Origin of the sequence: Stutzerimonas kunmingensis, assembly GCF_032106285.1 — a bacterium.
In the GTDB taxonomy this organism is placed as follows: Bacteria; Pseudomonadota; Gammaproteobacteria; order Pseudomonadales; family Pseudomonadaceae; genus Stutzerimonas; species Stutzerimonas kunmingensis_B.
In genome coordinates this window covers 307,789-318,744 of record NZ_DAMCPO010000002.1, presented here as the reverse complement: position 1 = coordinate 318,744, position 10,956 = coordinate 307,789, and the positions used below count along the sequence as shown (strand labels likewise).

Annotated in this window: 10 protein-coding genes; 3 read left to right on the top strand and 7 right to left on the bottom strand. The window is 62.1% G+C overall.

What is annotated here, in order from left to right:
• Nucleotides 1-218: 218 nt before the first annotated feature.
• The 4 genes from RT582_RS03145 to rloA2 form a co-directional block, all read right to left on the bottom strand.
• Complete coding sequence (locus RT582_RS03145; protein WP_014818798.1) at nucleotides 219-737, bottom strand: hypothetical protein; 519 nt, start codon at nucleotides 735-737, stop codon at nucleotides 219-221.
• Nucleotides 738-835: 98 nt separating this feature from the next.
• Nucleotides 836-2,605, bottom strand: coding sequence for a sodium:solute symporter family protein (locus tag RT582_RS03140; protein WP_313476527.1), 1,770 nt, complete (start codon nucleotides 2,603-2,605; stop codon nucleotides 836-838).
• Nucleotides 2,606-2,610: 5 nt separating this feature from the next.
• Nucleotides 2,611-2,874 carry a DUF4212 domain-containing protein gene (locus RT582_RS03135; RefSeq protein ID WP_038656273.1) on the bottom strand — a complete coding sequence of 88 codons (264 nt, stop codon included), beginning with the start codon at nucleotides 2,872-2,874 and terminating at the stop codon, nucleotides 2,611-2,613.
• A 735-nt stretch (nucleotides 2,875-3,609) separates the two neighbouring features.
• Entirely contained in the window at nucleotides 3,610-4,119 is a 510-nt protein-coding gene (rloA2, locus tag RT582_RS03130; protein ID WP_014818795.1) for a retropepsin-like aspartic peptidase RloA2, read from the bottom strand.
• A gap of 182 nt (nucleotides 4,120-4,301) precedes the next feature.
• Here rloA2 and dbpA point away from each other — a divergent pair, with 182 nt between their 5' ends.
• Both dbpA and yccS read left to right on the top strand, forming a co-directional pair.
• Complete coding sequence (gene dbpA, locus RT582_RS03125; RefSeq protein WP_125860214.1) at nucleotides 4,302-5,681, top strand: ATP-dependent RNA helicase DbpA; 1,380 nt, start codon at nucleotides 4,302-4,304, stop codon at nucleotides 5,679-5,681.
• A 132-nt stretch (nucleotides 5,682-5,813) separates the two neighbouring features.
• Nucleotides 5,814-8,012 (top strand): YccS family putative transporter, encoded by a 2,199-nt coding sequence (yccS, locus tag RT582_RS03120; protein ID WP_230357783.1) that lies wholly within the window; start codon nucleotides 5,814-5,816, stop codon nucleotides 8,010-8,012.
• A gap of 158 nt (nucleotides 8,013-8,170) precedes the next feature.
• On the opposite strand, the gene RT582_RS03115 is transcribed toward yccS, so the two are convergent.
• Nucleotides 8,171-9,040: a substrate-binding periplasmic protein gene (locus RT582_RS03115; RefSeq protein WP_313476526.1), complete on the bottom strand. Its 870-nt coding sequence runs from the start codon at nucleotides 9,038-9,040 to the stop codon at nucleotides 8,171-8,173.
• Nucleotides 9,041-9,065: 25 nt separating this feature from the next.
• Between RT582_RS03115 and RT582_RS03110 the strand changes: the two genes are divergently transcribed.
• The gene (locus RT582_RS03110) at nucleotides 9,066-10,250 is read left to right on the top strand and encodes an NAD(P)/FAD-dependent oxidoreductase (RefSeq protein ID WP_313476540.1); all 1,185 of its coding nucleotides are present in this window, start codon (nucleotides 9,066-9,068) and stop codon (nucleotides 10,248-10,250) included.
• 23 nt (nucleotides 10,251-10,273) lie between these two features.
• On the opposite strand, the gene RT582_RS03105 is transcribed toward RT582_RS03110, so the two are convergent.
• Entirely contained in the window at nucleotides 10,274-10,456 is a 183-nt protein-coding gene (locus tag RT582_RS03105; RefSeq protein ID WP_044314334.1) for a hypothetical protein, read from the bottom strand.
• Nucleotides 10,457-10,520: 64 nt separating this feature from the next.
• Nucleotides 10,521-10,826: a hypothetical protein gene (locus RT582_RS03100; RefSeq protein WP_014818790.1), complete on the bottom strand. Its 306-nt coding sequence runs from the start codon at nucleotides 10,824-10,826 to the stop codon at nucleotides 10,521-10,523.
• Nucleotides 10,827-10,956: the final 130 nt, after the last annotated feature.

The following is a 10,956-nucleotide window of genomic DNA, read 5'->3' as shown; positions in this document are numbered from 1 at the left end:
CTAAACTTGGCGCGATGAAAAATAGATTATTGAACTAACCGCTCAGGCCACTAGGTGATGCCGACGGCTGCTCGCGACAGAACGGAGCAGTGTCTACCGGGCTGGTTGTCAGACGCATATGCCGGCTACTCGGTCCCATTGCGGAACCGATCAATTCCTCTTCGCGGCGCGCATCAGATTATGCTGATGCGCGGAACCCGCAGGTCGTAGGCGTTCGGTTAACGCCCGGCCTCGCAAATAGCCTGATAAAGCGGTGAATCGGCTTCCAGCTCGGTAAGCGTTTCGATCTTCGCCTGGCCGGCTTCATTCAGCCTGAACATCGCCCGCTCGGTGCAGATCAGCTGATAGCTGGCGCTCTTCACGATCGACGTCAGGTGTTGCTTCTCGAAACGGTACAGCACGAAGCGGCCGAGACGGCCCTGTTCGGTGTCCTGCACCTGAGCGTTCGCGCCGTCCAGCACCGTATAGGCCAGCGGCATCGGATAGATCATCGTCCACGGGCGCCAGAGCATTTCGCCCTCTTCGCTCATGACCACCAGCGATCCTTCCGGCAGACGTGCTTGCTTGGTTTCGAACCAGGTGTACTCGTAATGGATGGTGTAACTCAGCATGCCCAGACCGGCGCAGACGGGAATGATCCATTTCGGCAGTCGCTTACGCGTCAGTGAGCGCAACAGCAGGCCGATACCGGCTCCCGCCACACCTGCGACGATTGCCGCGATTAAATGCCAGAACATATACAACTCCCCCTAAAAAAATCGGGCTTCCATATGGAAGCCCGACTTCTACCTCAACCTTGTGTCAGAGCAGGTCTGACGTCCGGCTGCATTATCAGTTAGTGATCAAGTGCAACGCCAGCACCCTTCGGGGTACGAACGCTCTCGACCAGATCCTGAATCTCCTGCGGCGGAGCTTCGGTAGCCATCGAAACAGCATAGGCAACAGCGAAGTTCAGCACGGCACCCACGGCACCGAAGGCCTGCGGGGAGATGCCCATCCACCACTGATCAGGCGTGTTCGGGATGCTTGCAGTGCCAGGGATGAAGAACCAGCCCAGGTACAGGAAGATGTACACGGCGGTGGAGATCACACCAACCAACATCCCCGCAACAGCACCCTTGCTGTTCACGCGCTTGGAGAAGATACCCATCATCAGTGCCGGGAACAGGCTCGCTGCCGCAAGACCGAACGCCAGTGCCACCACCTGCGCGGCGAAGCCCGGTGGATTCAGACCCAGCCAGGTTGCCAGCAGAATCGCTGCCGTCATGGACAGACGAGCGGCCAGCATTTCGTTCTTCTCGCTGATCTTCGGATTGATGAGTGTCTTGATCAGGTCATGACTGATGGCAGACGAAATCGCCAGCAGCAGACCCGCAGCAGTCGAGAGCGCAGCAGCGATAGCACCCGCAGCGATCAGACCGATGACCCAGCCCGGCAGGTTGGCGATTTCCGGGTTGGCCAGAACGATGATGTCATTGTTCACGGTCAGCTCGTTGCCGGTCCAGCCACGCTCAGTAGCGGTCGGAGTAAAGGCGGCGTTGGCGTCGTTGTACATCTGCACACGACCGTCGGCGTTCTTGTCTTCCCACTTGATCAGACCGGTACGCTCCCAGGTCTGCACCCACTCAGGACGATCTTCGTAGCGGATTGCTTCGGCAGCCGGGCCTTCCGGATAGATGGTGTTCATCAAGTTCAAACGCGCCATCGAGCCAACGGCCGGGGCGGTGAGGTACAGCAGGGCGATGAAGACCAGGGTCCAGCCAGCGGACCAGCGGGCATCAGCTACCTTCGGTACGGTGAAGAAGCGAATGATTACGTGCGGCAGACCAGCGGTACCAATCATCAGCGACAGGGTGAACAGGAACATGTTCAGCTTGTTGTCGACGTCGGCGGTATACGCGGTGAAACCGAGGTCAGTAACCACCTGGTTCAATTTTTCGAGCAGCGGCAGACCGGACTCGGTATGAGTGCTGAACATGCCGAACATCGGGATCGGGTTGCCAGTCAGCTGCATGGCAATGAACACGGCCGGAATGGTGTAGGCGATGATCAGAACCACGTACTGCGCCACCTGGGTGTAGGTGATGCCCTTCATGCCGCCGAATACCGCGTAGGCGAACACGATGGCAGCAGCAATCCAGATACCAGCGGAGTTACTCACTTCCAGGAAGCGGGAGAATGCCACGCCAGCACCAGCCATCTGACCGATTACGTAGGTAACGGAGATGAGGATGAGGCAGACGACAGCTACCAGGCGAGCGCCACGGCTGTAGAAACGGTCACCGATGAAGTCCGGCACAGTGAACTTGCCGAACTTGCGCAGGTAGGGCGCCAGCAGCATGGCCAGCAGCACGTAGCCACCAGTCCAGCCCATCAGGTAGACAGAAGTGGCATAACCACCGGAGGCGATCAGACCCGCCATGGAAATGAAGGAAGCTGCAGACATCCAGTCTGCCGCCGTTGCCATGCCGTTGGTGACCGGATGAACACCACCGCCAGCGACATAGAACTCTTTAGTTGACCCGGCGCGAGCCCAGACCGCGATCCCGATATAAAGCAGGAACGAGGCGCCCACGAACATCATGTTGATCCAATATTGGCTCATTGTGGTTACTCCTCAACCCCGAATTCCTTGTCCAGTTTGTTCAGCCGCCACGCGTAGTGGAAGATGATCAAAATGAACGTGATGATCGAACCCTGTTGAGCGAACCAGAAGCCTAGATCCGTGCCCCCGACGGGGATGCCGGAGACCAGCGGGCGCAGGAGGATACCGAAACCATATGAGACGAGAGCCCAGACCACCAAGCTCCAAGTGATAAGGCGAACATTCGCCTTCCAGTACGCAGCAGCATTTTCTTTATCGTTGTCGGCCATTGACGTTCTCCGCCTTATTTTTATTGCGTGTGAAGGGAACCCACATCCTGAATTTAACAGGGGTGGGTTAATGAATGAAAGCCCCGACTTTAGTCTGACGAACAACAAGAGAAGACCAATTCAGTCGCTGGAAGCCCCCTGGTGAGAGGGTCTCAGGTGGCCAAGAGCCATTGTGCAGCCCGCTCGCCGTAACCTTCGCGGCAGACGGTTTTGACGCCGACCGGTGCGGCGGGGTGACGCGGAGACTCGCACCGAGGTCGAACGAATCGCTGGCGCACTTGCGAGACCGGTCGGTCACGTGGCTCATATGCACCAGATGATCAAATAACAAATAAATAAAAGCCCGGATTTAAAAAATAAAGATGCAGCCTTATATATTGGCAACTCAACTTCTTAATTATCGTTAATCCCCAAAACGCAAATAACGGCAATCAAGCTATCGCTTATATATTTCCTGCGGATTGCAAACGCTATTTTGCGAACCCATTCTCTCGGGCAGGGTTTCGATCAGGCGGGCGCGCTCCAGACCGTCAGCGTTCGGGCAACAGCCGAAGCGGATCTCGCCGCCTGGGTGGCTGCCAGTATCAAGCAGGTACTCGGTCAGCCCAGGAGCGGGAGGAAGATGGCGCATGGTGGCTCATGCCGCAGGTGAGGAGGTGCGATCGCTGGAATACCCAGGACCGGGCCGGAGGCGATGCCGTCCGGCCCGGATGGTCGCGGGCTGGCAATGCCGCGCTAGCAGGTCGGGCGACCCGCCGTGTACTTCTCGGTTGGATAGATCGCCGCGTTGAGATCACGAATCGTCTCGGCGCCGATCAACAACGGGTAACTGAAGTGCCTGCGGTCGGTGAGGTTGACCTCGACCTCACGCTGGCGATCGCCAATGCACAGCTGCATGCCGATCACTGGTCGCTCAGCCCGTGGCGGCTCGCTGTCGGGATCGACATCGCCGGCCTCTTCCGCGCGCGTCTTGATTCGACTGATGCCGAGCAGGCGCTGCTCATAAAGGGTGTCATCCGCGCCATCGACGGCCAGGCGGAAACGCACCCAGTCCTCGCCATCTCGCTTGAACTGCTCGATATCGCGCGCTGATAGGGATGCGGTCATGGCACCGGTATCCATCTTGGCGGGAAGGGTCTTGCCGATCTCCGCGACCTTGATGTGTTCATAACGTCCATAAAGGGTGGGCTCGTCGGCGAACGCGGGTAGCGCCAACAGCCCGGCGAGGAAAAGAACACGAGACAAAACAACCTCCTGGGAGCGAGTAATGGACAAATTTCGATCAGGTCGATGCCTTGGGGTTCCGTCTGGCGGTCTTGCAAAACGTTTCACCGTGCAGGCGTACAGCCATCTCGGTGCCCGCCAACCGGCGCGTGCAACGTCGGCCTGATAGACTGCAGGCCGTTCCCCGTCCGAAGATCCTTCCCGTGCCCAGTACCGCCTTTTCTTCCCTGCCCCTTTCTGCCGCCATGCTGGCGAACCTCGAAGCCCTCGGCTACGCGGCGATGACGCCGATCCAGGCGCAGAGCCTGCCGGTCATGCTCAAGGGCCACGACCTGATCGCTCAGGCCAAGACCGGCAGTGGAAAGACCGCCGCATTCGGCATCGCCCTGCTCGACCCGCTCAATCCGCGTTATTTCGGTTGCCAGGCGCTGGTGCTGTGTCCAACACGCGAGCTGGCCGACCAGGTCGCCAAGGAGCTGCGGCGGCTGGCGCGCGCGGCGGACAACATCAAGATCCTCACGCTGTGCGGCGGCGTCTCCATCGGTCCGCAGATCGCTTCGCTGGAGCATGGCGCGCACGTCATCGTCGGCACGCCGGGCCGGGTCCAGGAACATCTGAGGAAAGGCACGCTGAAACTCGACGGGCTGAACACCCTGGTGCTCGATGAAGCCGATCGCATGCTGGACATGGGCTTCTACGACGCCATCGCCGACATCATCGGCCAGACACCGACCAAGCGGCAGACCCTGCTGTTCTCGGCCACCTACCCCGCCGGCATCAAGCAGCTGTCCGCGAGCTTCATGCGCGACCCGCAGCAAGTGCGTGCCGAAGCCCTGCATGACGATGCACAGATCGAACAGCGCTTCTACGAAATCGACCCCGAGCAGCGCATGGACGCGGTCCTGCGCCTGCTCGCCAGCTTCCGACCGGAAAGCTGCGTGGCCTTCTGCTTCACCAAGCAGCAGTGCCAGGAGCTGGTCGATCACCTGATTGCCAACGGCATCTCGGCCATGGCGCTCAATGGCGATCTGGAGCAGCGTGACCGCGACCAGGTGCTGGCGATGTTCGCCAACCGCAGCCTCTCGGTGCTGGTGGCGACCGATGTCGCCGCGCGCGGCCTGGATATCGATGCGCTGGACATGGTGATCAACGTCGAGCTGGCCCGCGACCCGGAGATACATGTACACCGGGTCGGTCGGACCGGCCGCGCCGGTAATCAGGGCCTGGCCATGAGCCTGGTCGCCCCGGCCGAAGCCCATCGCGCGCAAGCCATCGAAAAGCTGCAGCAGGCACCGCTCAACTGGCAGCCACTGGACGGGCTCAAGGCCAAGACCGGCGCGCCATTGCAACCACCGATGGCGACTCTGTGCATTGGAGCGGGCCGCAAGGACAAGCTGCGCCCGGGCGACATCCTCGGTGCACTGACGGGTGATGCCGGCATCCCCGGGACCCAGGTCGGCAAGATCGCCATCTTCGACTTCCAGGCGTTCGTCGCTGTCGAGCGCGGCGTCGCCAAGCAGGCACTCAAACGCCTGAACGAAGGTAAGATCAAGGGCCGCTCGCTAAAGGTCCGCGTCCTCTGAGAAGGTTCGCCTGCTGCTGAACGCGCGTATCCGGGCCGACCTTCTGCGGCCCGGATGATTGAACGCACGAGCCGGCCGTGACAGTGTTCGTGGCAGCTTCGTCCAATCTGGCCTCCCCCAACGGAACGCTCCATGCCGCAACCCTCGCTCAGCCAGTTTTTACGTCGCCTGTGGGCGCTGGAGAAGTTCGGCTACAGCCTGCGCGTACTGATCGCCATGGCCGGCAGCATGGGTCTGAGCTGGTATCTCGGGCAGCCGACACTGATCATTCCGCTGTTCCTCGGCATCATCGCCAGCGCCCTGGCGGAAACCGACGACAGCTGGCTGGGCCGTCTCAATGCATTGCTGGTAACGTTGCTGTGCTTCAGCATTGCCGCCGTCGCGGTGGAGTTGCTGTTCCCATACCCCTGGCTGTTCGTCGCCGGCCTGGCGCTTTCCACCTTTGCGCTGGTCATGCTCGGCGCGCTCGGCGAGCGCTACGGGGCCATTGCCCAGGCCACCCTGATTCTCGCGATCTACAGCATGATCGCGGCCGATCAGCGCGATGGTGCACTGCAGCATCTGTGGCGCGACCCCATGCTGCTGGTGGCGGGTGCGGCCTGGTACGGCCTGCTGTCGGTGGGCTGGAACGCGCTGTTCGCCCATCAGCCGGTGCAGCAGAGTCTGGCGCGGCTGTACCGCGAGCTGGGCCTGTATTTTCGCTACAAGGCCGCGTTGTTCGAGCCGGTGCGTCAGCTGGATGTGGAACAGCGCCGCCTGGAACTTGCGCAGCAGAACGGCCGGGTCGTCAGCGCGCTCAACGCAGCCAAGGAAACGCTGCTGAATCGCCTGGGCAACGGCCGCGGCGGCGGCAAGATCAATCACTACCTCAAGCTATATTTCCTCGCCCAGGATCTGCACGAGCGGGTCAGCTCGTCGCATTATCCCTACCAGGCGCTGGCCGAGGCCTTCTTCCACAGCGATGTGCTGTTTCGCTGCCAGCGCCTGTTGCGGCTGCAGGCCAGCGCCTGCGCCGACCTCGGCGAGGCCATCCAGATGCGCCAGGTGTTTCGCTACAGCGAGGCCAACGGGCAGGCGCTGGAGGACCTGCAGGCCTCGCTGGAGCACCTGCGTGAGCAGAACAATCCGGCCTGGCGCGGCCTGCTGCGCTCGTTGCGTGCGCTGTCAGGCAACCTTTCCACGCTGCAGCGCCAGCTCGCCAGCGCCAGCGACCCCGGCACCCTGGAAGGCGAGCAGGACAGCAGCCTGCTGGACCGCCAGCCGCAGTCCCTGCGCGAGGCATTCAATCGCATTCGCCTGCAGCTGACGCCGACTTCGCTGCTGTTCCGCCACGCCCTGCGCATGACCATCGCCCTGGTCTGCGGCTACGCGGTGCTGCATGCCATCCATCCCGAACAGGGTTACTGGGTGCTGCTGACCACGGTCTTCGTCTGCCAACCGAACTACGGCGCCACGCGAATCAAGCTGGTGCAACGCATCAGCGGCACCTTGCTCGGCCTCATCGCCGGCTGGGCACTGTTCGATCTGTTCCCCAGCCAGCCGATCCAGGCCTTGTTCGCGGTGGTCGCCGGCGTGGTGTTCTTCGCCACCCGCAGCACGCGCTACACCCTGGCCACGGCGGCGATCACGCTGATGGTGCTTTTCTGCTTCAACCAGGTCGGCGATGGCTACGGGCTGATCTGGCCGCGGCTGTTCGATACCCTGCTCGGCAGCCTGATCGCCGCTGCCGCGGTGTTCCTCATCCTGCCGGACTGGCAGGGTCGACGCCTCAATCAGGTGGTCGCCAACACCCTCAGCTGCAACAGCGACTACCTGCGCCAGATCATGCGTCAGTACGACAGTGGCAAGCGCGACGACCTCGCCTATCGCCTGGCCCGGCGCAACGCGCACAACGCCGACGCAGCGCTGTCCACCACGCTGTCGAACATGCTGCTGGAGCCCGGACACTTCCGCAAGGATGCCGAAACCGGCTTCCGCTTCCTGATCCTCTCGCACACCTTGCTCAACTACCTCTCCGGCCTTGGCGCCCATCGCGAGAGCCTGCCGGACGACGCCAGCGATGCCCTGCTGGAGCGCGCCGCGCAGCAACTGGCGACCAGCCTCGACGACCTGGCCAGCGCGCTGGCGCAGAACAAGCCCGTCGCCATCTACAGCGAAGACGAAGAGGCGCTGGCGCAACAGCTGGAGCAGACCCCGGACGAGATGGACGATGCCCACCGTCTGGTGCAGACCCAGCTGGGGCTCATCTGCCGGCAGCTGGCACCGCTGCGCAGCATGGCCTCCCACCTGATCAAGCAACAACCAGCAGGCCAGGGACAGGATTCGCGCTAGTGGCCTACGCGGTGAGTTGGTTGAGGCAAGTTCGAATGAACATGGCTCCGAGACAAGGCGCAGCGACGAGTCGTAGTGGGCCTATTGGCAAGGCGCAGCAACGCAGTATCGGGGCCATGGGCGTCGAAATTGACCAACTGAACTTACCAAAAAGGCCACTAAGGCAACGCCGCGGGGACCGGCATTCCGTGGCGCACGAAGATCATCGCGTAGCTGCCATCCTCGACCATCGCAGCGATCTCCCGGTTGAAGGTGGCGATGATATCGCTCAGCCGAGGATGATTGCTGCGCACCACCAGCCACAGCCCCACCCGCCGGAACTCGCCCGGCACGAAGCGGAGCGCATCCTGCTCATGCCCCAGCTCGCGCTCAAGATGGAACAGCGCAGTACGCTCGTCCTCCAGCGTCAGGTCGACCCGCCCGGCAATCACCATCTTTGCCGCCTGGACGAAGTTGGCGGCATAGCCCTTCTCCAGCCGCGTATCCTCGTTCAGCTCGTCGCTGTACATGTAGCCCCGGCTCAGCGCGATGGGATGGCCAACCAAACTGTCGAGCCCGTCGTAGCGGAAATTGCTCTCGCGACGCTGGACCCAGCGCATCCGGTTGCTCAGAAACGGGCGTGAGCTGAGCGTGTAGTCGACGCGTTTGACCGTCGGCCAGCCGTTGATCATGTCGTAGCTGCCGTTGCGCAGACCCAGCAAAGCGCGCTCCCAGGGCACTTCGATGTATTCCACCTGATAACCCCCACGCCCGAGCGCGGTGCGGATGAGCTCGACCGACAACCCTTCACCGGGCAGGCTGCGATCGGTGTAAGGCGGCCAGACGTTGCCGGCCAGACGAAGCACTTCGGCCGGCAACGATGCGCTTGCCAGCAGCAATATCAACCCGATGACCCGCCGTGTGCCCGTCAAATTCTCTCGCTCTTCTGGCGAAACGCTATCAGCTCCAATCAAAGCACAAAGCCCGCCAGTTGACGCCAGCGTCTCGTCGGATGTCGGGCTGCATCGGAAGCGCGGCAGGAGTACCATCGCGCGTTTTCCGACGAGGTAAGCGCTGGTGCAGACTGACGTGGTGGTAATCGGTGCCGGTGCGGCCGGTCTAATGTGCGCCTTCACCGCCGCTGCACGGGGCCGCCAGGTCTTGCTGCTGGACCACGCCAACAAGGCCGGCAAGAAAATCCTCATGTCCGGTGGCGGCCGCTGCAACTTCACCAATCTGTACACCGAGCCGTCGAATTTCCTCTCCAGCAACTCGCACTTCTGCAAGTCGGCGCTGGCGCGCTACACCCAGTGGGACTTCATCGAGATGGTCAGCCGTCACGGCGTGCCCTATCACGAGAAGAAGCTCGGTCAGCTGTTCTGCGATAACAAGTCCAGCGACATCCTCGAGATGCTGCTGGACGAATGCGCGCAGGCTGGCGTGGACCTGCGTCTGGACACCCCGGTCGAGTCGATCGAGAAGCATGAAGAGGGTTATCTGCTACACACCGGCATCGGCTCGGTGCACTGCCAATCGCTGGTAATCGCCACCGGCGGCCTGTCGATTCCCACCCTCGGCGCCAGCGGTTTCGGCTACCAGATCGCCCGCCAGTTCGGCCACAACGTGCTTCCGACACGCGCAGGCCTGGTGCCCTTCACCATCACCGAGCCGCAGCTCAAGACGATCTGCACCGACCTGTCCGGCACCTCGGTGGAGGATTGCCTGGTCAGCTGCAACGGCCAGAGCTTTCGCGAGAACATCCTGTTCACCCATCGCGGACTCTCCGGCCCGGCGATCCTGCAGATCTCGTCCTACTGGCAACCGGGAGATGTGGTGCACATCAACCTGCTGCCGCATCTAGACCTCGGCGAGTGGCTGGCGGCGCAGAAGCAGGAGCGTCCCAATGCGGAGCTGAAAACGCTGCTCGGCGAGGTCTTCACACGCAAGATGGCCGGGCTGCTCTGCGAGCACTGGTTCGTATCCAAACCGCTGAAGCAATACGTACCCAGCGAACTGGAAGCGATTGCCGAGAAGCTCGCGGACTGGCAGCTGGTACCGGCCGGCACCGAAGGGTATCGCACGGCAGAGGTGACGCTGGGCGGGGTAGATACGCGGGAAGTGTCATCCAAGACCATGGAATCGCAGAAATCAGCAGGGCTGTACTTCATCGGCGAGGTGCTGGACGCTACCGGTCATCTGGGGGGGTTCAATTTCCAGTGGGCCTGGGCATCGGCCTACGCCGCAGGCCAGTTCGTCTAGCCTGCGCAACGCCGAATCGGCGCTTACTCGTTGGTCCGGTTGGACGGTGGCGAGATTTCCCGCGGCCCGGCGGGATCGGTCGCCGTGTTCTGGTATTCCTGCTGGTTGCGGGTGTTGTTGTCCAGTGCCGATCTTTCGTCATCCGGCGAGCAACCGGCCAGAGCCAGCGCGGTCAGCGCACCGGCGAATGCAAATTTCCACTTCATCGCTGTCTCCTGCTGAAGGCACCCCGCAGTTAGCGCGGAGTGCCCGGATCAGGTGGTGCCGAACTTACTGCGAAGTACCGGTGCCAGTGCTCGGCGCGGTGCCGGAGCCGGACTCGGTGCCCAGGCCGCTGCCGTTGTCGGCTGGCGGAGTTGCCATGCCACCGGAGGTGCCGGTACCAGTTCCGGTGCTCGGCGCAGTGCCGGTCCCGGTGCCGGTGTCTGCAGGCGGAGTGGTGGTATCAGTGGAGGGTGCGGCAGGCTGCTCGGTAGTCGCCGGCGGCGGGGTCGGCTCGCGCTCGCGATCTTCATCCGGGCCGCAACCGACCAACAGGAGCCCGAGCACGGGGGGCAGCAGATAGGTAAGACGCATGGTTAACCTCCTTCAGAGTGGTCCGGCAGTGGCCGGCGAATTCTTGAATCCAGCAGATTCACAGAAGGTTGACCCCCGTTTGCCGCAAGAGTGCCCTGACCGCCCCGTCAGAGCCCCCCCACCGATCGGC

Bases quoted from the DNA above. Each gene is read 5' to 3' on its own strand.
- RT582_RS03100 (WP_014818790.1), bottom strand. From the start codon at position 10,826: ATGCGTCTTACCTATCTGCTGCCCCCCGTGCTCGGGCTCCTGTTGGTC.
- RT582_RS03105 (WP_044314334.1), bottom strand. From the start codon at position 10,456: ATGAAGTGGAAATTTGCATTCGCCGGTGCGCTGACCGCGCTGGCTCTG.
- RT582_RS03145 (WP_014818798.1), bottom strand. From the start codon at position 737: ATGTTCTGGCATTTAATCGCGGCAATCGTCGCAGGTGTGGCGGGAGCC.
- RT582_RS03140 (WP_313476527.1), bottom strand. From the start codon at position 2,605: ATGAGCCAATATTGGATCAACATGATGTTCGTGGGCGCCTCGTTCCTG.
- yccS (WP_230357783.1), top strand. From the start codon at position 5,814: ATGCCGCAACCCTCGCTCAGCCAGTTTTTACGTCGCCTGTGGGCGCTG.
- RT582_RS03115 (WP_313476526.1), bottom strand. From the start codon at position 9,040: ATGGTACTCCTGCCGCGCTTCCGATGCAGCCCGACATCCGACGAGACG.
- RT582_RS03135 (WP_038656273.1), bottom strand. From the start codon at position 2,874: ATGGCCGACAACGATAAAGAAAATGCTGCTGCGTACTGGAAGGCGAAT.